18 protein-coding genes, 1 tRNA gene, 2 rRNA genes and 1 pseudogene (1 of these 22 only partly in view) are annotated in these 21,907 nt (G+C 62.3%); 9 read left to right on the top strand and 13 right to left on the bottom strand.

What is annotated here, in order from left to right:
* Entirely contained in the window at nucleotides 1-2,601 is a 2,601-nt protein-coding gene (locus ACV7JP_RS04305) for a PAS domain S-box protein (protein ID WP_457798010.1), read from the top strand.
* A gap of 52 nt (nucleotides 2,602-2,653) precedes the next feature.
* On the top strand, nucleotides 2,654-3,583 hold the full coding sequence (locus tag ACV7JP_RS04310; protein ID WP_457798011.1) for a patatin-like phospholipase family protein: 930 nt from the start codon (nucleotides 2,654-2,656) through the stop codon (nucleotides 3,581-3,583).
* 13 nt (nucleotides 3,584-3,596) lie between these two features.
* Here ACV7JP_RS04310 and ACV7JP_RS04315 read toward each other — a convergent pair whose 3' ends face one another.
* Nucleotides 3,597-3,788 carry a hypothetical protein gene (locus tag ACV7JP_RS04315; protein WP_457798012.1) on the bottom strand — a complete coding sequence of 64 codons (192 nt, stop codon included), beginning with the start codon at nucleotides 3,786-3,788 and terminating at the stop codon, nucleotides 3,597-3,599.
* 360 nt (nucleotides 3,789-4,148) lie between these two features.
* Between ACV7JP_RS04315 and ACV7JP_RS04320 the strand changes: the two genes are divergently transcribed.
* From ACV7JP_RS04320 to rfbD, 3 genes are all read left to right on the top strand, one after another.
* On the top strand, nucleotides 4,149-4,607 hold the full coding sequence (locus ACV7JP_RS04320) for a hypothetical protein (protein WP_457798013.1): 459 nt from the start codon (nucleotides 4,149-4,151) through the stop codon (nucleotides 4,605-4,607).
* Nucleotides 4,608-4,929: 322 nt separating this feature from the next.
* Nucleotides 4,930-6,237, top strand: a complete 1,308-nt coding sequence (locus ACV7JP_RS04325; RefSeq protein ID WP_457798014.1) for a UDP-glucose dehydrogenase family protein — start codon at nucleotides 4,930-4,932, stop codon at nucleotides 6,235-6,237.
* Between the two features lie 47 nt (nucleotides 6,238-6,284).
* On the top strand, nucleotides 6,285-7,232 hold the full coding sequence (gene rfbD / locus ACV7JP_RS04330; RefSeq protein WP_457798015.1) for a dTDP-4-dehydrorhamnose reductase: 948 nt from the start codon (nucleotides 6,285-6,287) through the stop codon (nucleotides 7,230-7,232).
* On the opposite strand, the gene ACV7JP_RS04335 is transcribed toward rfbD, so the two are convergent.
* Nucleotides 7,233-9,665 (bottom strand): rhamnosyltransferase WsaF family glycosyltransferase, encoded by a 2,433-nt coding sequence (locus ACV7JP_RS04335; protein ID WP_457798016.1) that lies wholly within the window; start codon nucleotides 9,663-9,665, stop codon nucleotides 7,233-7,235. It abuts the gene before it with no gap.
* Nucleotides 9,666-9,789: 124 nt separating this feature from the next.
* Here ACV7JP_RS04335 and ACV7JP_RS04340 point away from each other — a divergent pair, with 124 nt between their 5' ends.
* From ACV7JP_RS04340 to ACV7JP_RS04350, 3 genes are all read left to right on the top strand, one after another.
* Nucleotides 9,790-10,443 carry an ABC transporter ATP-binding protein gene (locus tag ACV7JP_RS04340; RefSeq protein WP_457799030.1) on the top strand — a complete coding sequence of 218 codons (654 nt, stop codon included), beginning with the start codon at nucleotides 9,790-9,792 and terminating at the stop codon, nucleotides 10,441-10,443.
* Nucleotides 10,436-11,716, top strand: a complete 1,281-nt coding sequence (locus ACV7JP_RS04345; RefSeq protein ID WP_457798017.1) for a hypothetical protein — start codon at nucleotides 10,436-10,438, stop codon at nucleotides 11,714-11,716. The genes ACV7JP_RS04340 and ACV7JP_RS04345 overlap by 8 nt, the downstream gene beginning before the upstream one ends.
* A gap of 95 nt (nucleotides 11,717-11,811) precedes the next feature.
* A complete protein-coding gene (locus ACV7JP_RS04350; RefSeq protein ID WP_457798018.1) occupies nucleotides 11,812-12,690 on the top strand; it encodes a serine hydrolase domain-containing protein in 879 nt (292 codons plus the stop codon).
* 30 nt (nucleotides 12,691-12,720) lie between these two features.
* Here ACV7JP_RS04350 and tnpC read toward each other — a convergent pair.
* The 7 genes and pseudogenes from tnpC to ACV7JP_RS04385 all read right to left on the bottom strand — a co-directional run bounded on the left by tnpC (nucleotide 12,721) and on the right by ACV7JP_RS04385 (nucleotide 17,640).
* Nucleotides 12,721-14,250 (bottom strand): annotated as a pseudogene (gene tnpC, locus ACV7JP_RS04355) (IS66 family transposase).
* A 67-nt stretch (nucleotides 14,251-14,317) separates the two neighbouring features.
* Nucleotides 14,318-14,674 carry an IS66 family insertion sequence element accessory protein TnpB gene (gene tnpB, locus ACV7JP_RS04360; protein ID WP_457798019.1) on the bottom strand — a complete coding sequence of 119 codons (357 nt, stop codon included), beginning with the start codon at nucleotides 14,672-14,674 and terminating at the stop codon, nucleotides 14,318-14,320.
* Nucleotides 14,671-14,799 (bottom strand): hypothetical protein, encoded by a 129-nt coding sequence (locus ACV7JP_RS04365; protein ID WP_457797107.1) that lies wholly within the window; start codon nucleotides 14,797-14,799, stop codon nucleotides 14,671-14,673. The genes tnpB and ACV7JP_RS04365 overlap by 4 nt, the downstream gene beginning before the upstream one ends.
* A gap of 77 nt (nucleotides 14,800-14,876) precedes the next feature.
* Nucleotides 14,877-15,122, bottom strand: coding sequence for a transposase (locus ACV7JP_RS04370; protein ID WP_457796555.1), 246 nt, complete (start codon nucleotides 15,120-15,122; stop codon nucleotides 14,877-14,879).
* A 177-nt stretch (nucleotides 15,123-15,299) separates the two neighbouring features.
* Nucleotides 15,300-16,334: a hypothetical protein gene (locus tag ACV7JP_RS04375; RefSeq protein ID WP_457798020.1), complete on the bottom strand. Its 1,035-nt coding sequence runs from the start codon at nucleotides 16,332-16,334 to the stop codon at nucleotides 15,300-15,302.
* A 257-nt stretch (nucleotides 16,335-16,591) separates the two neighbouring features.
* Complete coding sequence (locus ACV7JP_RS04380; RefSeq protein WP_457799137.1) at nucleotides 16,592-17,137, bottom strand: glycosyltransferase family 2 protein; 546 nt, start codon at nucleotides 17,135-17,137, stop codon at nucleotides 16,592-16,594.
* The gene (locus ACV7JP_RS04385) at nucleotides 17,041-17,640 is read right to left on the bottom strand and encodes a glycosyltransferase family 2 protein (protein ID WP_457798021.1); all 600 of its coding nucleotides are present in this window, start codon (nucleotides 17,638-17,640) and stop codon (nucleotides 17,041-17,043) included. The genes ACV7JP_RS04380 and ACV7JP_RS04385 overlap by 97 nt, the downstream gene beginning before the upstream one ends.
* Before the next feature lie 194 nt (nucleotides 17,641-17,834).
* Between ACV7JP_RS04385 and ACV7JP_RS04390 the strand changes: the two genes are divergently transcribed.
* The gene (locus ACV7JP_RS04390) at nucleotides 17,835-18,059 is read left to right on the top strand and encodes a hypothetical protein (protein WP_457798022.1); all 225 of its coding nucleotides are present in this window, start codon (nucleotides 17,835-17,837) and stop codon (nucleotides 18,057-18,059) included.
* Nucleotides 18,060-18,333: 274 nt separating this feature from the next.
* On the opposite strand, the gene ACV7JP_RS04395 is transcribed toward ACV7JP_RS04390, so the two are convergent.
* The 4 genes from ACV7JP_RS04395 to ACV7JP_RS04410 form a co-directional block, all read right to left on the bottom strand.
* Complete coding sequence (locus ACV7JP_RS04395) at nucleotides 18,334-18,624, bottom strand: hypothetical protein (RefSeq protein WP_457798023.1); 291 nt, start codon at nucleotides 18,622-18,624, stop codon at nucleotides 18,334-18,336.
* A 245-nt stretch (nucleotides 18,625-18,869) separates the two neighbouring features.
* Nucleotides 18,870-18,946 (bottom strand) — tRNA-Met (locus ACV7JP_RS04400).
* A gap of 119 nt (nucleotides 18,947-19,065) precedes the next feature.
* Nucleotides 19,066-19,181 (bottom strand): 5S ribosomal RNA (gene rrf, locus ACV7JP_RS04405).
* 154 nt (nucleotides 19,182-19,335) lie between these two features.
* A 23S ribosomal RNA gene (locus ACV7JP_RS04410) occupies nucleotides 19,336-21,907 on the bottom strand (it continues 369 nt past the right edge of the window).

Here is a 21,907-nt window from a genome sequence, read left to right on the forward strand (position 1 = left end):
GTGCAAGAAAAGCCGCTCACGACATTGCTCCTGGAGGCGAATAACGAGGCGGCCTGCCTGATCGACGCCAGCGGTCGGGTAATGGCCTTGAATAGCCGCGCCGAGCAGATGACCGGATTCGAAGAAGCGGAGCTGCTCGGCCGTCCTTTCCCCGGCAGGCCGAAAATGGCCATGGGCGGCGCGGCGGACCCGACGGCCCCCTGGCTCTTCGCCCCGGCGCGGCAATGGATCGATGTGAGGATCAAACGGAAGGACGAGAGAGAGATCGACGCGAGCTGCGAGATCAACCGCCTCGGAGCGAAAAGCGTCGTGGGATTCCTGCTGAGGCTGCGGCCGGAAGGGGCCTGGAGTCTGGACGGCGCCGCGCTCGAGGACATCAAAGTCAAGCTGGAAGCCATTTTTGGCGGAATGGCCGACGGATTGGTCATCATCGACGAATTTGGAAAAGTGCTGTTCTTCAGCTCGGGCGCGGAGCGGCTGTTCGGCTACGACGCCAAGGAAGTGCTCGGCTCGAACGTCAAGCTGCTGATGCCCTCGCCTTACCGGGAGGAGCATGACCATTATCTGGCCGCCTATCGCAATACGGGAATCCGCAAGATCATCGGCATCGGGCGGGAGGTGTCGGGGAAACGAAAGGATGGCTCGGTTTTCCCGATCTACCTTTCGATCGGCGAAATCTGGCTGGAAGGACGCCGCTTCTTCGTCGGCGTCACGCATGATCTGACGCAAACAAAAAGGGTCGAGACCCGTTTGTGGACGCTGTCCGCCGCTGTGGAGCAGAGCCCGGTGGCGATCATGATTTCCGACGAAAACGGACGCATAGAATATGTGAATGGCTGTTTCACGAAGCTGACCGGCTATGCGGAAGACGAGATCGTCGGAAAGAATCCGCGCATCCTGCGTTCCGCCGAAACGCCGAGAGAGCAATATCAGCGTCTGTGGCGGACCATAAAAGCCGGCGCGGAGTGGCGCGGGGAAATCCAGGACCGCCGGAAGAACGGCGAGCTCTACTGGGCCTATGAGACGATCTCCCCCTTGCGGGACGAGCAGGGAAGCGTCAGGCACTATCTCTCGATTCAGCAGGACATCACGGAGCAAAGACGCGACAAGGAGGCGCTCGCCCAAAGCGAGGAGCGTTTCCGCAAGGTCGCCGAAATGGTCGGCGAATGGCTTTGGGAGCAGGACTCCGAGGGCCGCTACACCTATTGCAGCGACGCCGTGCGGGACATTCTCGGGCTGGAGCCCGCGGACTTGCTGGGTAAAAGCTATGCGAGCGTCTTGCGGAACAATGGAGACGACGCGCAAACGTCGCCCTTCCCGCCCGGTCCGGGCGTGGCGAAACCTTTCCACCGAATCATCAATTGCTATCGGCGGAAGGACGGCCGGCAGGTTTTCACGGAGTCCAGCGGGACGCCCATATTCGACCAGAACGGCCGCCTGCTGAAGTGGCGCGGCGTCGATCGGGACATTACGGCGCGGAAGGAATATGAGGACGCCCTTCGCGTGCGCAACCGCGCGATGGAGGCGGTCCATGTCGGCATCGTCATTTCGGACGCCCGCGCGCCCGGAAATCCCAACATCTATGTCAATCCCGCGCTTGCCCGGATCACCGGCTATACGCAGGACGAGCTGCTCAGGGGCGGCATGCATATGCTGCAAGGGCGCGGAACCGATCCCGCCGCAATCGCGGAGATCCGGCATGCGCTCGAAACCGGCCAGAGCTGCGAAGTCACCTTGAAAAACTACCGCAAGAACGGCGAAGCGTTCTGGAACGAGCTGCTTCTTTCCCCCGTTCCCGACGATACGGGGGAGATCACCCATTACATCGGCGTCCAGACCGATGTGACCGAAAAACGCCGTTCGGAAGAAAATCGCCGCGACCTGGAGATCGCCAAGCAGATTCAACTTTCGCTTTTGCCCGATCGGCCGCTGCGGCTGCCGGAAGCCGAAATCGCGGGAATCTGCTTGCCCGCGACTCATGTCGGCGGCGACTATTTCGATTTCTTTCAGGATGGCGAAAGCGTCGATCTGGTCATCGCGGACGTTTCGGGCCACAGCGTCGGCGCGGCGCTGATCATGACCGAGGTCAGAAGCATGGTGCGGGCGCAATTTCGCGGTTCGGCGGGAGCCAATCCAGCCGATGTGCTTCGCGAGCTCAATGAGCTGCTGTATCACGACCTCGATCGGTCGGGATTGTTCATAACGATGTTCTGCTGTCGTTATGATCCCCGCATGCGTCGATTGAAATACGCCAATGCGGGCCATAATCCGGGCCTGCTGCTGCGATCGGGCGAGACGCGCTGCACGCAATTGGACGGCGACGGCCTCGTTCTCGGCGCCAAGCGCTGCGTCGATTTCGAAGAGCGCGAAATTCGTCTTTCGCCCGGCGACAGGCTTCTATTTCACACCGATGGGGTGATCGAAGCGCAGGATCCGACCGGCGACTTTTTCGGTCTGGAGCGACTCTGTCTCGGATTCGCGGCCAAGCGGTCGCTCCCCCCGGCGGCGGTCGTCAATAATATTCTGCGAGACGTGAAGGCGTTCTGCGCGCCGGCGGCGATTGGAGACGACATGGCGCTGGTGGTCCTGGACGTCAGGTGACGCGAAACGCGCTCGTCCGGTTCACCAGCCTGGTCTTTGGAGGACGCCGGAAATGGCCGCCGGGATCGCCCGCTCATTGGGACGCCGCAAGATCGGGCTCGCGCTGAGCAGCGGCGTCGCGAGGGGCTGGGCGCATATCGGCGCCATCAGGGCGCTGCAACGGCTGGGAATTCCTTTCGACATCGTGGCCGGGTCCTCGGCGGGCGCATTTGTCGGCGCGTGCTATCTGGCGAAGGAGCTGGACGCGCTGGAGCAATGGACGCTCTCCCTCACGAGGCGGCGGATCTTCAGATATATCGATCTTCATTTCCGACGCGGAAGCCTGCTCAGCGGCAACCGCATCGTCGAAGAGATGAGGAGCTTGTTGGGCGCGCGACGGGTCGAGGATTTGCAGGGCGCTTTCGTCGGCGTCGCGACGGATCTGGTCACCGGCCATGAGATATGGCTTCAGCATGGCGGTCTCGTCGACGCCGTTCGCGCCTCGATCGGCCTGCCAGGGCTGCTGCCGCCCGTAAAATCGGGCGGGCGCGCGCTCGCGGATGGCGCGCTCGTCAATCCTCTCCCCGTCGCGCCATGTCGGGCCTTGGGCGCGGATCTGGTCATCGCCATCAATTTGAACACGGATATTATCGGCAAGATGCGCGGGACCGCGCTCTCGCCGCGAACGGCGATCGGATTCGACCCGCTGGTCCTCGGCGTTCAGGACTCCGCCGTGGCGGACGAAGCTCCTCCGTTTTTCCGCCAGGAAGCGAATCAGGAAAGCTTGTTCGGCGTGATGACCACTTCATTGAGCATCATGCAGGATCGACTGACCCGTTCGCGCCTCGCCGGCGATCCGCCGGACGTTCACATCACGCCGCGCGTCGGGCATATCGGCTTGCTGGAGTTCGAGCGCGCGGCGGAAGCGATTTCGGAAGGCGAGCTGTCCGTTCACCGCAAGCAGGACGAGTTGATGGATTTGTTGCGAGCGGCCAGCGGCTGATTTGCGGGGGGATTTACGGATCAGCCTGGGCCGTCGCGAAGGCGCGTTGCGTCGCAAACGCCCAGATGAGCAGCTCGCGGCTCGCCTCATGCGCTTCGAACCAGCTTATGTCATTGTCGTCGCCCTGCGGCTGATCAAGGCCCCATCTCGATATGCACGAATCCGCAAGCTGGACGTCGGAAAACTTGGCGAGCGCGTCGAGCATGGATCTGCAAGAGAGCTTGTCGCAATGGGTCAGCCAGCGCCGGGCAAGATCAAGGCATCTAATGCAAGCCATTGGCGGTGCGTCGGGGTCTAGAGCCGGTTTCATCGCCTTGCTGTCGCTTTCTATCTGCTTAAATGGGAAGCACATGGGCGGCATCAAGGAGCGACTTCATAACTCATTGGATTTTATGAAATTTGCGACAGGAAGCCGTGGTCGAGGCCGATGGCTCGCAACTTCGGCGTTTCCGGATTAGCGAAGCCGCAGGAATTGCGCGCGGCGCGCGCCGCGCGTTCGATGGGAACCTCCCGGCCGCATGGCAAGTTTGATCGCGCGGGAACAACGCAAGACAGGCGGGCGCCGATGAAACCTCGCACCATCGAAGAACTCTCCTTGGCCGCGCGCGTGTCGCGGCCGGATGGCCCCGCCTGGATGCTTCGGCGCCGTCGGCTGGAGCGACTCGCCTGCCTGCTCGAAGCGGCGCGCGAGCCGGCGCGGCTCTTCATCACGATGGAATGCTATCGCAAGCGCGAACGGCTCGCGCTGAAGCAGGACGGGTCGCCGCTCTCCATCGCCTTTCGTGATCCCCTCCTCCGTCTCGAGGGGATGAGCGGCGACAGCGTCGGAGACGGCGTCGCATTCTTTGGTCTCTCGCAGCGAGAAGCCCACGCCTTGCTCTGCGATTGCGGCTATGGCGGCGTGATGCGCATGGGCGCGCCGCTGAATCGCCTGATCGCCGGCCGCGCGCGCAAGCTCGCGGCGAAGCGCAGCCTCGCGGAATGGCGCGACCGCGTCGCCGCGTGGCTTGGACCGGCCGGCTGAGTCGGCCGCGATCTTCGTGGAGCCGCAAGCGCCGCAAAGGACGACGCATTGCCCGCGGATCATGTCGCGCTCATGACGCGAGGCGCGCCGCGCAGCCGACCGGGCTGCGTCTAAAATCATCACAAACTTTTGACTTTATGGCGTTTTCAAAGAGAGTGCCGTGATTGGAGGCGAAACGCCCTCCACAAAAAACTTCTCGCGCGGCGTTTTCATTCCGTGACCGAAGCGAGGAAGATTGACAAAGAGCCTTGTGAAATCGATGGAGTGACGCGCCAAGCGCGCATCCGACCGTTGACGCGCCACGCAAGGAGAATTCGCTTCGATGAAAATCACGATGATCGGCTCTGGCTATGTGGGCCTTGTTTCTGGCGCGTGCTTTGCGGATTTCGGTCATGAAGTGATCTGCGTCGACGCCGACGCCTCCAAGATCGAGCGCCTGAAGCGCGGCGAAATACCGATCTTCGAGCCGGGCCTCGACGAGCTCGTCGCCAACAATGTTCGCCAGAACCGTCTTTCCTTCACCACCGATCTCGCGCCGGCCGTGAAAGACGCGGACGCGGTCTTCATCGGCGTCGGCACGCCGTCGCGGCGCGGCGACGGCCACGCCGACCTCTCCTATGTCTTCGCCGCCGCCAAGACGATCGCGCAGGCGCTCGGCGACGGATTCGCCGTGATCGTCAATAAATCGACCGTTCCGGTCGGCACGGGCGACGAGGTCGAGCGCATCATTCGCGAAGTGAACCCCAAGGCGGATTTCGCCGTCGTCTCCAATCCGGAATTCCTGCGCGAAGGCGCGGCGATCGAGGATTTCAAGCGCCCCGACCGCGTGGTCATCGGCGTCGAGGATCCGCGCGCCCGCGAGGTGATGGAGGAAATCTACCGGCCCCTCTCGCTCAACGCGCCGCCGCTCGTCTTTGTCGGCCGCCGCACTTCCGAGCTCACCAAATATGCGGCCAACGCCTTTCTCGCGACCAAGATCACCTTCATCAACGAGATCGCCGATCTGTGCGAGAAGGTCGGCGCCGACGTGCAGGACGTCGCGCGCGGCATCGGCCTCGACAAGCGCATCGGCGCGAAGTTCCTGCATGCGGGGCCGGGCTATGGCGGCTCCTGCTTCCCGAAGGATACGCTGGCTTTGATCAAGACCGGCCAGGACGAAGGCGCGAGCCTGCGCATCGTCGAGACGGTCGTGGCGGTGAACGACGCGCGCAAGCGGGCCATGGCGCGCAAGATCATCGTGGCGCTCGGCGGCTCCGTGCGCGGCAAGAAGATCGCGCTGCTCGGCCTCGCCTTCAAGCCCAATACGGACGACATGCGCGACGCGCCCTCGCTCGCCATCGTGGCCTCGCTCGCGGGCGACGGCGCCGAGGTGCACGCCTATGATCCGGAGAGCATGGAGCAGGCGCGGCCGCTCATGCCGGAGGTGACGTTCCACGACGACGCCTATTCGGCGATCGAGGGCGCCGACGCGCTCGCCATCGTCACCGAATGGGACGCTTTCCGCGCGCTCGATCTCGACCGCGTGAAAAGCCTGCTCAAGCAGCCGATCATCGTCGATCTGCGCAACGTCTACCGCCCGGCGGACGTCCGCAAGCGCGGATTCGCCTATATCAGCGTCGGACGCAAGTAAGGCTGCGGATCGCGCGAAGAGCGCGCTCCGGGCGAGGCGCCGCTCCCTTGCCGCCTAGAGCCGTCGCGTCCTACAATCGCGCGCGAAGCCAGGGAGGCGCGGCCATGTCTCTTCGCCTTGCCGTCACGGGATTGAAAGGCCAGGTCGTCAGCGCCCTCATCGAGCGCGCGCCGAAGGATGTGGAGATCATCGCGCTCGGCCGTCCGCAGCTCGATCTCGGCCTGCGCAACGCCGTTCTCGCCAGTCTGCGCCATGCGGGTTGCGACGCGATCATCAACGCCGCCGCCTATACCGCCGTCGACAAGGCGGAAAGCGAGCCGGACGTCGCCATGCGCGTCAATGGCGAGGGCGCGGGCCATGTGGCCGAAGCCGCGGCCGAGCTGAAGATACCGCTGCTGCATCTCTCGACGGACTACGTCTTCGAGGGAACGCTCGACCGCCCCTATCGCGAGGACGATCCGACCGGCCCGACAGGCGCCTATGGCCGCTCCAAGCTGGCGGGCGAACAGAAGATCGCGGCGATCCACGACAACCATGTCATCCTGCGGACGGCCTGGGTGTACAGCCCCTTCGGCGCAAATTTCGTGAAGACCATGCTGCGCCTCGGCGAGACGCGCGATGAAGTGGGCGTGGTCGCGGACCAGCTCGGCAATCCGACCAACGCCATCGACATAGCCGACGCTCTCGTCCTTCTCGCGCGGCGCCTCGTCGCCGATCCGTCGACCGAATTGCGCGGCGTCTTCCATCTCACCGGCGCGGGAGAAGCGAGCTGGGCGGATGTCGCCGAGGCGACCTTCGCCGTCGCGGAAAAGGCCGGCCGCCGCGCGGTGCGGATCAATCGCATCGGGACGTCCGACTATCCGACGCCCGCGCGCCGCCCGGCCAATTCGAGGCTGGACAACGCCAAGCTGAAAGCGCGCCATGGAATCAGCCTCCCGCCCTGGCGCCAGTCGATCGAAAGTTGCGTGATCCGGCTGCTGCGGACGCGGGAATGATCAGGCGCGCAACCGACGCAGCCTTTCGGCGAAAGCGGCGACCTCGAAAATCTGCGCGCCCTGTAAGACCGGCGCGCGCGGCGCAACGCGCGGAATCGTCTCGCCGATGCGCGGCTCCATGGCGGCGACCGCCGACTCGATGGCGTCGGCGAGCGCCGCGGGCTCTAGCAGCTCCAGCGAAACGATATTGTCGAAGCGGCTTGTGAGGTTCTTGCCTTCGAATTGGTTGGTGAGGGTCAGAAGGCCCGCCTCGGCCATTTCGAGCGGCGGATAGCTCGGATGCGGCGAGAGCATGAGCGATATGCCGACGCTCGCCCGGCTGAGATAGCTCGCATAATCGGCGAGGCTGACCTTGCCGCCGACGGAGGCGTTCTGGACCGGATAGACGAGCGTCTCGGGAAATTCCTCCCCCAGGAAGAGGATGCGCCAGCGGCTCGCGCGAATCGGATCGCGCTGCTGCCAGCGAAAGAGGCCGTCGCAGATCAGTTCGAAAGCGTTGCGATTCACATGCGGCCGCCCGTAGACGAGCATCAGCCTTTCGCGCGGGGCCGGACGGAGCGCGGCGGAAATTTGCGCATCCATAGCGTAGGGCGCGCAATAGGCTTCCCGGAAAGCGTATTTCCGGCTCATCACCGTATAGAGCTCCTCGGAATTGATGACGGCGATGGCGCCCGCGCGGCGGTAGGTCGATTCGGCGAGCGCGTAGCGCGCGCTGCGGCCCTGGAAATAAGGCTCGTCATCCTGCACGAGATAGATGAAGGGCAGCTCGCCGCCGAATAGCCGCGCGCGGTCGCGCTCGAGATCGAGCGCGAAAAGCGCCGTCCACCAGGCCGTGGCGATGAAAATGTCGCCCGCGCGCAGATCGAGGCGGCTGCCGTCGCGCTCATAGGCGTCGACGAGCAGATGACGGCCGAGATCGAGGCTCGCCGCATGGGGGACGGCCTCATAATCCGGGAGACTTTCATAGGCCTCCGGCTCGATGTCGGCGTCGGTCGCGACGATGCGGCGGTCGTAATCGTCGCCGAGCGCGTCGGCGACCGCGGTGAAGAGCTTAATCGCCGTGGCGACGCCGCCGAAGATCTGATGCGGATTGACCGTCGGCGTCAGCAGATTGAGGCGGGGACGCGGATTGCGGGACGGATAGGAGAGCAGCGGCTTGATCTCGACAATGCCGCGATCCTGCGGGCGCAGCCCGTTATCGACATTGCCGAGACAGGGCTGGAACACTTTCAGGCGGTGCCGGAGAATGTCCTCCGGCCCGTCGACCGTCAGAAGCGTGCTGGGCATCGGATAAAGATCGCGCCGCGCGACCTTCAGCCATTCGAAGCCTTTCGACTCCGCGATCATCAGCAGGACGCGCTCGATCGCATGGGCGAGCGTGCCGTCGACATGCGCCCCCTCCTCCGGAAAGTCGTCGAAGCCGATATCGAGGTCGAGCAGCGGCCGGAAGGCGGCGCTACGGCCCCAGAACATGGAGCCGGATGGAAATTCCAGCACCATGTTCTTGTCGATCTCGACGCCCATGCGCCTCATCAAAGCGCGCGCGAGATCGTAGTCGTACCCCCAATTCAGAATGCCGCGCAGCTCGAAAAGATGCTGAGGAAAGACGACGCCGATCTTCGGGTCGTCGAAGAGCGCGAGGATGGAGCGCACGATCTCGGGAGAGCCGAGAAGGTGGTCCATGAGATAATCCCGCCAGCGCGCCAGCTCCGCGCCGCCATGGGGCGAGCGCTTGGTGTGCAGATGCACGAAGAGGTCGTAATCGGCGTAGACCTCCCGAAAGCCGAAGAACTTCGCGGCGATGTCGCGGCCGCGATTGGGCGTCAACCGGATTTCGACCCGGCCCTTGCGCCAGCCGCGCGACGCCGCCTCCAACGCCTGCTTCTTCTCAGCGGCGTCGGTCGACAAGAAGAGATCGACCGCGCCGGGAATGTTCTCCAGCTTTTCGAGGACAAGCGGCAGAATCTCGGGATAGAAGGCGTGGACGATCGCGGCGACGGGCCCCCTCGCCGAGGGCGACGGCGCGAAAGCGAAGGGGATTTCGAGCGCGAAATCCATCTCATTGGCGGGCCGGCGCGACGGGACGACGCCATCGGGCTTGGTCAGCTCATAGGTGTGATAATAATTGATCGCCCGCTCGCGCAGCGGGTCGTTGATGGGGTTGCGGCGGCGTCCGAGCGGCGGGTCGTAGGTCGCCGCCGTCTGGCGCAGCACCGCGCCGATCGTCGCGCGCAGCCCGTGCTCCCGCAGAAAATGCGGCCCGTCGCGGAAGATGTCGCGCGGCGCCAGGAAGACGCCGACAGGCGAATCGATGAGCTTGGCGGCCTCGCGCATCGCCGCGCCGTACAGGGCGACGGGTCCGCGCGTGGTCAGGATGACGTAACCATTGCGGAGGTGCCGCCGCACCGCCTGAAAAGTGGTTTCCTGTCTCATGCCTATCTGTCTACTCTAGCTCTGGCTATAATAGCCAGCCGCGGAGCGGGCGAGCCGCTCGCGTCATGGATTAGCCAGAATGATGGCATATTTGAATCCGCCGGATCCGCGACCGACATCGGACATGATCGAGCTCGAAGACGTTTATAAATATTACAAGTCGAATGGACATCGAAAGGTCGTCCTCAACCACATCAGTCTCGATTTCCAGGCGGGGCGCAGCTATGGCATTCTCGGCGTCAACGGCGCCGGAAAGTCCACGCTGGTGCGCATTCTCGCCGGAAGCGAGTTGCCGAATGGCGGCCGCATTCGGCGCAAGGTGCGGGTTTCCTGGCCGCTGGGCTTTACGGGCGGGCTCCATCCGAAGCTCACGGGCCGGGAGAACGTCAAGTTCATCTCCCGCGTCTATGGTCTCGACCCGCGCAAGATCATCAGCTTCGTAGAGGATTTCGCGGAGGTCGGCGCCTATATGGACGTGTCCACCATGACCTATTCCTCCGGCATGATCGCGCGCCTGGCCTTCGGCCTCTCGATGGCGATCGATTTCGACTGCTATCTGATCGACGAAGTGACGGCGGTCGGAGACGCCCGCTTCGCGGCGCGGTGCAAGGAGGAATTCGACAAGCGGCGGAAAAAGGCCGACATCATCATGGTGTCCCACGCCATGCACACCATCAAGGATTATTGCGACCGCGGCATCGTTCTCGCCGGCGGGCAGATGCATGTCTTCCGCGAACTCGACGACGCCATCGAACTCTATAAGAAGCTCAATGCCTGACCCCGTCTTGCAGAACGGGCCGAGCGCCCGACAGGTCGCCTTTCCCCGGCCGCATGAGGCGATCGGGCCCGAGGACGCGGATCGCATCGCGAAATCCATCTCCCGCGCCCTGCGTCGGGCGGCCAACAGATCGCGCGCGCCGTCGAGCATGATCACGGGCGGCGGCTATGCCGTCCGCCGTGGCGAACGGGCGTTCCAGAAGGGCCTCTGGGCGAGCTTCGCGGCCTGCGTCGTGGCGCCGGTGATCGCCGCTTCGGTCTATTGGGGCCTGATTGCGAGCAAGCAATATCTGACGGAGACGAAATTCGCGCTGCATGGATCGGAAAGCTCGTTTGCGGCGCTCGGCGTCGGCGGCGGCGACGAGAAGCAGCTCCAGGACTCTCAGGTCGTCACCAAATATATTCTGGGCCGGTCGATGGTCTACACGCTCGACAAGACCATCGATCTGAGGCGCATCTTCTCGCGGCCCGGCGTCGATTATTTTTCGCGCTTCGACCCGGATGATCCGATAGAAACCTTGGAAAAATATTGGAAGAAGAGGGTCGACGCCAGCGTCGATCTGATGTCCGGGATCATTTCCGTCCAAGTGCGGGCCTTCTCGCCGGAAGACTCGCTCCTCCTCTCGCAGAAGATCATCGACCTCTCCGAAAAGCTCGTCAATGAAATGTCGACGCGCTCGCGGCGCGACGCCCTGGAGCAGGCCCAGTCGGAGCTGACGCGCGCCGAGGAGCATTTGAAGGTCGCGACCGCCAATATGCGGGACGCGCGCAATGCGGAGGGCGTTCTCGACGCGCCGGCGGCGGCCGAGGCGATCAACAAGATCATCACCCGGCTTCGGCTGGATCTCGCCGCCGCGCAGGAAAGCCTGGCGCTTCAGTCGAGCGCCGCGGCGACGCAGTCCCCGCAGGTCAAGCTGCTCAATGCGCGCGTGGAGAGCCTCAAGAAGCAGATCGCCGAATATACGGCGGAGATCGCGAGCGCCGAGAACAACGCCTCGCTCGCCGGCCGGGCGGGCATTCTCTCGGAGCGGCAGGTCGAACTCAGTCTCGCCCAGCAGCAATATGCGCTGGCGTCGTCAGCCTATGAAAGCGCCCGCATCGATCTTGAGCGCCAGCGGGCCTATCTTGTCCCCTTCCTGCGTCCGACGCTCGCGGAAAAATCCGTCTATCCGCGCCGCTGGCTGGAATGGTCGATCATCGTCGCGCCGGCCGTGTTCGCCTGGGCGCTTCTCGCCGGCGCCGCCTTTCTGGTCCGCGATCATATGGCGAAGTGAGCGGCGGCGCCTCAGTTTGAATTTCGGTCTCCGACCCCTCCTCGCCATTCCCGAGAGCGAAAGTTCGTCCGGTAGCAGGCCAGCTTCGCGCGATCATGGCGATAACTGTGTTATACGACATGAAATCAGGCGTCCTTATCGATGAAGCTCATGTCGTGACCCATTCGGGGATCGCCGATTCGGTTCCCTGGTGGAGTTTCGCAAAGACCGTTCTTGCAATTGCTTCTCTCCGCCTCGTGGAAAGCGGCTTGCTCGCCCTGAATGAGCCGATAGACGGCAAGCGCTTTAACCTGCGCCAGCTTCTCCGCCATGAAGCAGGGCTGCCGGACTACGGCTCCCTGCCCCGGTACCATGAGGATGTGGCGGCGGGTAAGTCGCCGTGGCCGGTCGACCAGCTTCTCACCGCGCTCGATGCGGGCCAACCACGTTACGAACCCGGAAGTGGTTGGGTCTATTCAAATATTGGATATTTCAAAGTCGCGCGATTGATTGAGCGTGTGTCCGGTCAGACATTGGCGGCGGCGCTTCGGCGGCTCGTATTCGCACCTGCCGGGCTGGCGACTGCTCGCTTGGCCACAACGCCGGCTGATCTCGCGAGCGTTCAAATGGGAAGCGCCAGCAATTATCATCCGGGTTGGGTCTATCACGGCCTAATTACCGGAACGGTCGCGGACGCCGCTCGCTTATTGTCGGCGTTAATGGCAGGCAATCTGCTCAGGCCCGAAACATTGGCCGAGATGGTGAAAGGGCGTCCGCTCCCCGAGCATCGCAGCGCCAACCATCCCGATCCGGCCTACGGGCTTGGCCTCATGCTATGGGCAAGCGATCCTCTAAATCACCCGCTCGGTCATACTGGCGAAGGCCCCGGCAGCAGGATCGCGGTTTATGCGCGAGGCCGCAAGGCGGCCGCAGTTTGGACGGCTCCGCCTTCGGACCGTATTGCCGAAGCGGAGGTCTTCGAACTCTTGTCCTGACGAACGGCGACTTTAACGTAACCGCTGTTTTCAGGCCACGTGTTTGAGAGCGACCGGCTGCGCGTAGGCCCATGGCATGAGCTCGTCGAGTTTGCTCGCGAGATGTCCGTCGACGATCTTCGCGAGGACATCGGCCATATAGGCCATCGGATCGACGCCGTTCAGTTTGCAGGTCTCGATGAGCGACGCGACGATCGCCCAGTTTTCGCCGCCTCCGTCCGAACCCGCGAAGAGCGCGTTCTTGCGATTGAGGGCAATGGGACGGATCGCGCGCTCGACGATATTGGAGTCGATCTCGGTGCGCCCGTCGTCGATAAAGCGCGTCAAGCCGTCCCAGCGTGAAAGCGCGTAGCGGATCGCCTCGGCGAGCTTGGTCTTCTGGCTGATCAGCGCGAGCTTCTCGCGCAGCCATGGCTCGAGGGCGTCGAGGATCGGGCGGGATTTTCCTGTCGCGCTGCGCGCCGGTCGTCCGGGTTCTGCCCGCGGATGTCGCTCTCGATGGCGTAGAGCGCGCCGATGCGCGCCAGAGCCTCACTGGCGATCGGCGCGGGACCTGCTGCGGCGAGTTCGTAGAAGCGCCGGCGGACGTGAGACCAGCAGAAGGCGAGCGACACGCTGTTCTTCTGCGTCAGCGCGCGATAGCCGGCGTAACCGTCGACCTGCACGACGCCCGTGAAGCCGGCAAGATGCGTGAGCGGCTGCTCGGACTTTCGGTTTTGCGCATAGACATAGACTGCGATTGGCGGATCGGCGCCGCCCCATGGCCGGTCGTCACGCGCATAAGCCCAAAGTTGGCCGGTCTTGGTGCGCCCGCGCCCGGGGTCAAGCACCGGCGCCCTTGTCTCGTCGGCGAAGATTTTTGTCGACGATCTGATGTGTTCCAGAAGCCGCTCGTGCACGGGCCGCAAATGCCAGGCGGCGCGGCCAGCCCAGTCGGCGAGCGTCGAACGGTCGAGGGCGATCCCCTGCCGGGCGTAGATCTGTGCTTGGCGATAGAGCGGCAAGTGATCGGCGTATTTGGAGACCAGTATGGGCGATTGTCGCCTCGGTCGGCAGGCCGCCCTCGATCAGCCGCGCCGGGGCCGACGCCTGCACGATAGCGCCCTCGCAGGCGCGGCAGGCGTATTTGGGACGCCGCGTCACCAGCACGCGGAACTGCGCCGGCACGACGTCGAGCCGCTCGGAGACATCCTCACCGATCTGATGGAGCGCCCCCTTGCAGCAGGGACAGGCTTTATCCTCGATGTCGACGATGGTTTCGATGCGCGGGAGATGCGCAGGCAGCGCGCCACGGTTCGTGCGGCGCTTTCTGGACGCCTTCTCGCGTTCGGTGGCGGACTTGGCTTCCTCCTCCGCGGCGGCGCCCGCTTCCGTCTGTTCGACCTCTTCGAGCGCGAGCAGCATCTGGTCTTCGGGAAGGGTCTCGGCGCGTCGTCCAAAGCGATGGCGCTGCATCTCCTTGATGATCTGCACGAGACGATCGTTGCGCGCCCGCTCGGCGAGGAGCATCGCCTTCAGTTCGTTAGGATCGTCGGGAAGCGTCTCGACCGCCTGCGCCATAGACGCAGAAGACCATATTTTGTGCCGTCTTTCGACGCTCTCCGACGCCCTGATTCACTGTGTCGCATCATCCCGACAAGGCCGGCGCCGACGTCTCCTTCGCGCAGTGTGCGCGCCGCCAGTCTAGCCCCTCCAGCAGCGCCGAAAATTGCGCCGCCGACAACCGCATCACCCCGTCTTCGATCTTCGGCCAGCGGAACTCGCCGTCCTCCAGTCGCTTGGCGAAGAGGCACACACCCGTGCCGTCCCAGAAGACAAGCTTGATGCGGTCCGCCCTCTTCGCGCGAAAGACGTAGATCGCGCCGTCGAAGGGATCGCACTGTATCGTCTCGCGCACCAGCGCCGCGAGACCCTCCGCGCCCTTGCGGAAGTCGACCGGCTTCGTCGCCACCATCACGCGCACCGCGCCCGTCGGACCGATCATTTGGCGGCTTTCAACGCCCGGATCACCGCAGCGATGGTCTTTGCTTGCGCGCCGCGTCCGACCCGAACCGTGACGCCATCAACTTCAAGTTCGATCGTCGGCGTCGAATCGACTTCCTGGCGCACAGCGCGTCGTTCGCGTTTGGTGAGCGGCGCGGGCGCAGGCCCTTGCGTGACTGCGGGAACGAACAATGGCGGCGCGCCTACGTCCTCGCGAGCCTCGGTCTCTTTGCGCGCCTGACGACGCCACGTAAAAGCTGCTGCGGCGTCAGACCATGCCGCCGCGCCACTTCACAAACGCTCGCGCCCTCCGCGAAGCTCTCAGCGACAATCGCCGCTTTCTGATCCGCGCCCCACGTCCTCCGACGCCCCGAGCCCGTGAAGACCTCGATCCGCCGCGCCGGAAACGCTTCAGGCTCCGGCATATGTTTACGCTCTGAAATCGACATGTGTCGGAGCCCTCTATCGCTCCGATTATCGTCCCTACCGCTCGCTCAAAACAGGTGGGAGCAGAACAGCGCTTACACTTTAACGGTTTCTCGAACGATCGTTGATCGTGAGGTTGCTCCAAAGCCGAAATTCCTGAGCGAAGCGATCGCTTTGGCCAATTCGCCGAGATCGGCGAATCAGGTCAATTGTTCCTGGACGCTGGCGGCGACGAGCGCAAGGATCGCCCAGACGATCAGCAAGGTGCAGAAAAGCAGGATGGTGTTGCCGACGACCTTCGGATAGGTCGCGGATTCCGGCATGGTCGGGGTGACGATCGTCACCAGATAGAGCTGCTGGCGCTGCAGATCCTGCCGCGCGCTCTCATAGGCCGATTGCGAAATGGCGTAGAGCCGCTCCGCGAACTGCTCTTCGAGCTTGAGCTTTTCGTATGAAGCGATTTGAGCCGACACCACGTCCGATCCCTGACTGTCCGTCAGCTTCCTCTTGAGATCGGCGATTTGCTGGTCGATCGCCGCGAGGCGGGTTCGCTGGAACCGTTGGCTCGGCGCGTCGTTCGAAAGGGACGACGCGGCCGTCGATAGCGCATTGACGAGATCGATTCGCTCCATGGTCAATTTCACGATCATCTCGCCGAGGCTCGAGGCGCGCGAGCCGGGATCGATGAGGAAATTCTCGTTGCGGAACTGCAGAACCTTCTCTCGCGTGTCGGCCAGCTTCTGGCGCGCGAGCGACACCTCGCTTTCGGCGCGCGCAAGGGCGTCGCCGCGATTGCGCAAGGTGATTTTATTGACCAGTTCCTCGCTCAGCCGAACGATGTCCTTGGCGAGATCAAGCGCGTCGTCTGGCTGGAAGGCGTCGACGCGCACGGTGAGAATGCCGGAGAGCGTGTCCACGCTCGCCGAAATGTGACCGAGCCAGTATTTCCAGAGATCCTCGAGATTCGATCCCTTCGACAGACGCGAGAAATAATCGACCCCCGGCTCCCCGAATTTTCGATCGAGATAAGCGCGTCCGCCCAGGTCCACGATAATGGCGCGGCTCTTGATGTAATTGAGCACCATGAAGGAGTTCTGGACGTCTCGCGAGCCGCCCGACGCGCCCGTCATTTTCGCGACCATCGCGGCGGCGTCGCCGAGCTTGTGCTGCTCCTTCTTCTGCGCTTCCCGCACCGTCAGCCGCGTTTCGGCGACATAACGCTGGGACTGCCACAAGGCCGAATACAGAAAAAAACGAAAGTCGGCAGCACAACCGCCGCGAGGAAACTCGCCCGCATCCAGCCGCCTCCGGCGCCGATCGTCGACAGCGCGTCGGATACGATGTCCGCGCCTTGGGACAGAGCGGGGAGCCGGCGCCGAAGATCGTCGCCGAGATTGCTCGCAAGGCTACGGCGCGGGAATCGGGCGCAAGCGCCCTCTGCGTCGCGCGAATCCATGCCAGAAGCTTCGGGGTCTGGAAGGCTCCTGCTTCTTCATTTGCCTTTGGCCGGGGCGCTGTCGAGGGAAAGTCGCGCCAGCCGGCGCGCAGCGCATCGCGATTCGCTCATGCGGTCCCTCTGACGGAACGTTCGAAAAATAGTCGCCACGGCGCTGCGACGCAAGCCGAGCTCACGGAAGCATTTCCGTCGTGGCGTCAGGGATAGGCCCGGATGGAAATAGGGATCGTCCCGGATGACCGCGCGCCAGCGCTCCCGAAAGAAACGCCTCTCGCGCTCATAGACCTGCTGCAGACGCAATCCGCCGCCACGGCTCGCCGATTGATGGTGGATCAAAACGACCTGCGAATGACAAATCGTGCGCCAGCCGCGCTCGGCGAGGCGGAGGCAGAGATCAACGTCATTTAGATCGACCGGAAGATGGATTTCGTCGAATCGGTCGACCGCCTCGAATTTCGAGCGCGCCACCATCAAGCAGGCGCCCGTCACGGCTGAAACCTCATGCGGCGCGAGATTGCGGCCCCACCACCCCGGCTCGGATTCATCCAGCCCCGCGCCGAAATGGCCGGCGACCCCGCCCATCCCGAGGAGCACGCCGACATGTTGCGTCCGGCGGTTCGGATAGAGAAGCTTGCGCCGACCGCGCCCTTATCCGGCTGGCGCGCGAAATAAAGAAGCCGCTCGATCCAGTCCGGACTGATGATTTGAGTGTCATTGTTGAGGAAGAGCAGAAATTCGCCGGCGCAGGCTTGCGCTCCGGCGTTGCTGAGCCTCGAGAAATTGAAATCGCCGGGAAATCTGACGACCTTCAGTCGTTCATGCGCCGCCTCGAAATCCTGGATCAGCTTGAGGGCCTGAGGTTCGGCGCTGTCATTGTCGACGAGGACGACGTCGAAATTCCCATAGCTCGTTCGCTCGAAAAGGCTTTGCAGGCATTCCTTGAGGAGATCGGCCTTGTCGCGGGTCGGGATGACGATACTGACCGATGGCCGGGCGTCGCGGCAGACCGCGTCGAATTTTTCAAGCTGGGAGCGGTCGCTTCCGGAAATTCGAACAAGGGGAGGCGCAACGCGCCCGCCTCGCACGGCGACAGGCCGGCGGCGAATTCATCGGCGCCGGCCGCGTCGTCGATAGCTCTGAAGAAAGCGGCGCGACCAATATAGGGATATGACAGATGAAGCGTCGGGCTCCAACCGGGTTTGAAAACCGGGGCCGCTTGGTCCGCGTCGCCGCGTATTTCGTCGCAATAGGCCAGCCTATGTTCGGGATGGCGGCAAAAATGTGCGTCAAAACAGGCGACCGCATCCTCGTGAACGACGTCGCCGGCGCAAAGGCGGGCGAGGAAGTCGGTGGCGCGCGGCTGCTCCTGCGATCGAAGCCCGGCTTCTTCTCCCACGCCGCCTTCCGCTCGAGCCCGGAGCGATCGGCCGGCGTTCCCACGAGACGTGCGCGCCAATGCTTGAGCGATTGCCGTTCGATCGAGGCGCAGCTTGCGTCGATCTGACGCGAGGACGCGCCGTCGAGATCGACGAAAAACCAAAAGCGCGCGCTGCTTTTTATGTCCGGTTGCGGACTCGGTTCGGCGAGTTTGCGGCTGCGCCGCTCGCGGCGCCAGGCCGGATAAGAAGTGATCGGCTCGCTCCCGAGCGCCCAGCGCCAATTCAGATCCGACTCCTCGCCGAGCCCCACGAGACCAGCGGCCACGGCGAAGAAAAGTCGCTTCGGGAATCGCCTGAGTCGGTTGAAGACGTCGCGAATATTCGCGGGAGCGATGTCTATCAGGCTGAAATCAAAGCGCCGGGACGGTTGGTCGGGCTGATCCAGACATCCGTGCACCCGCCCGGCACACGCCCGATCCACAAGCCGACGCCTTCATGGGGCGCGGGCAATAGATGTTCGCGATAGATTTCCGGCCCGAACCAGTAACGCAGAATCGGCCGCGTGGGGGCGTCGCCTTCGCGGATGGCGTAGGAAAGCCGCAGGAATCCGGGCTTTTCGAAGGGCGTCGTGGGAATGATTGCGAGCCAAGGCTCGGAGCTCAGGGCGACAAAGGAGGCCCCTTCCTTCACAACGTCTTTCCGTGGCTCGAGGGCCATGGATCGTATTAGAAGGCGACGGCATTGAGTTGGCAAGATTGACCTTTGGTCGCCTTGTCTGGGGGGAGCGGGACGGATTGCGGGCAACTGGGCGGAGGAGAAGCGAGAATCCTGGGTAAAGATTTATTGTGAAGGAACCCACTGCTTTATGGAGGTTACGCGCGCGTCCGTCTGCGGTCAACGACGGCGTAGGGGGATGGCGAATGGGTTTGTTTTCCTGGATGCGGGGGTAGGATTTGAACCTACGACCTTCAGGTTATGAGCCTGACGAGCTACCGGGCTGCTCCACCCCGCGGCAGGAGCGAATAGGGAGTGGCGAATGGCGAATAGTTTAGTCTACTCGCTATTCGCCACTCCCTATTCGCTTGCCATTTGCATGCGCGATCGCTGAAGAGGATTTGATGTGTTTGGCAGGCCTGGCGACGACCTACTCTCCCAGGTCTTGAGACATAGTACCATTGGCGCGGAAGCGTTTGACGGCCGAGTTCGGGATGGGATCGGGTCTGATCGCTTCGCCGAAGGCCACCAGGCCGGCGAAACACATTTCGAAGCAAGGGGCGAATAGCGAATAGGGAGTGGCGAATGGAATTATTGCTATTCGCTACTCCCTATTCGCTATTTCGCTTCCGGTCTTTCCGTTTGCTCATTGCGCCGTTGTTGCGCGATGGGCGTTGATAAATGAGAGCGATCAAGCCAATTGAGCGATTAGTACCGGTAAGCTTCACACATTGCTGCGCTTCCACACCCGGCCTATCAACGTGGTCGTCTTCCACGGCTCTCGAGGGAGAACTGGTTTTGAGGTGGGTTTCCCGCTTAGATGCCTTCAGCGGTTATCCCGTCCATACATAGCTACCCTGCACTGCGGCTGGCGCCACAACAGGTCCACCAGAGGTATGTTCATCCCGGTCCTCTCGTACTAGGGACAAATCCTCTCAATTCTCCTACACCCACGGCAGATAGGGACCGAACTGTCTCACGACGTTCTGAACCCAGCTCACGTACCACTTTAATCGGCGAACAGCCGAACCCTTGGGACCTTCTCCAGCCCCAGGATGTGATGAGCCGACATCGAGGTGCCAAACAACCCCGTCGATATGGACTCTTGGGGTTATCAGCCTGTTATCCCCGGCGTACCTTTTATCCGTTGAGCGATGGCCCTTCCACGAGGGACCACCGGATCACTATGACCGACTTTCGTCTCTGCTCGACTTGTCTGTCTCGCAGTCAGGCAGGCTTATGCCATTGCACTCGACGAGCGATTTCCGACCGCTCTGAGCCCACCATCGCGCGCCTCCGTTACTCTTTGGGAGGCGACCGCCCCAGTCAAACTGCCTACCATGCATTGTCCCGACGCCGGATGACGGCGCCCGGTTAGACATCCATGACGATAAGGGTGGTATTTCAAGGGTGGCTCCACACGAGCTGGCGCCCATGCTTCAAAGCCTACCACCTATCCTACACATGCCGACACGAATGCCAATGCAAAGTTACAGTAAAGGTGCACGGGGTCTTTCCGTCTGACCGCAGGAACCCGCATCTTCACGGGGAATTCAATTTCACTGAGCTGACGTTGGAGACAGCGGGGAAGTCATTACGCCATTCGTGCAGGTCGGAACTTACCCGACAAGGAATTTCGCTACCTTAGGACCGTTATATTTACGGCCGCCGTTTACCGGGGCTTCAATTCAAGGCTTGCACCTCTCCTCTTAACCTTCCGGCACCGGGCAGGCGTCAGACCCTATACGTCATCTTGCGATTTCGCAGAGCCCTGTGTTTTTGTTAAACAGTTGCCACCCTGGTCTGTGCCCTCCGACCCGCTTGCGCGAGCCGAAGGCCTCCTTATCCCGAAGTTACGGAGGTAAATTGCCGAGTTCCTTCAACGTCATTCTCTCAAGCGCCTTGGTATGCTCTACCAGTCCACCTGTGTCGGTTTCGGGTACGGTCTGATGCGGAGGCTATTTCCTGGCGCGAGTTCACTGCCCGGACAATCCAGTAAGTCCAGACAATCTACCCCACGCGTCACCATCCGCTGGCTCACGAATATTAACGTGATTCCCATCGACTACGCCTTTCGGCCTCGCCTTAGGGACCGGCTAACCCTGCGAAGATTAACTTTACGCAGGAACCCTTGGACTTTCGGCGACACTGTCTTTCACAGTGTTTCTCGTTACTCATGTCAGCATTCGCACTTCCGATGCCTCCAGAGCGGCTCACGCCTGCTCCTTCACCAGCTTACGGAACGCTCCGCTACCGCTCATCCTTGCGGATGAACCCAAAGCTTCGGCTCGTGGCTTGAGCCCCGTTACATCTTCGGCGCGAGAACCCTTATTTAGACCAGTGAGCTGTTACGCTTTCTTTAAAGGATGGCTGCTTCTAAGCCAACCTCCTGGTTGTTTTGGGATTCTTACATCCTTTCCCACTTAGCCACGAATTGGGGGCCTTAGCTGTTGGTCTGGGTTGTTTCCCTCTCCACGATGGACGTTAGCACCCACCGTGTGTCTCCCGCATAGTTCTTCCAGGTATTCGGAGTTTGGTTGGGTTTGGTAAGTCTGTGGGACCCCTAGCCCATCCAGTGCTCTACCCCCTGGAGAATACATGCGAGGCGCTACCTAAATAGCTTTCGCGGAGAACCAGCTATTTCCGAGTTTGGTTGGCCTTTCACCCCTAACCACAAGTCATCCGAGTCTATTTCAACAGACACCGGTTCGGTCCTCCAGTGCATGTTACTGCACCTTCAACCTGCTCATGGCTAGATCACTCGGTTTCGGGTCTAAAGCAACGAACTGAACGCCCTGTTCAGACTCGCTTTCGCTGCGCCTACGCCTATCGGCTTAAGCTTGCTCGTTACTTTAAGTCGCTGACCCATTATACAAAAGGTACGCCGTCACCCAGGACGAACCTTGGGCTCCGACTGTTTGTAGGTATCCGGTTTCAGGGACTGTTTCACTCCCCTCGTCGGGGTGCTTTTCACCTTTCCCTCACGGTGCTTGTTCACTATCGGTCGCTGAGGATGCTTAGGCTTGGAGAGTGGTCTCCCCATGTTCAGACAGGATTGCACGTGTCCCGCCCTACTCGTATCTCTTGAATCTTCGAAATCCCTACGGGGCTGTCACCCGCTATGGCCCGACTTTCCAGACGGTTCGAGTTGGAAGATCAAAAGCGTTGGCCTGGTCCGCGTTCGCTCGCCACTACTAACGGAGTCTCGTTGATGTCCTTTCCTCCGGTTACTTAGATGTTTCAGTTCACCGGGTTCGCT

Source organism: Methylocystis sp. S23, from assembly GCF_054106005.1.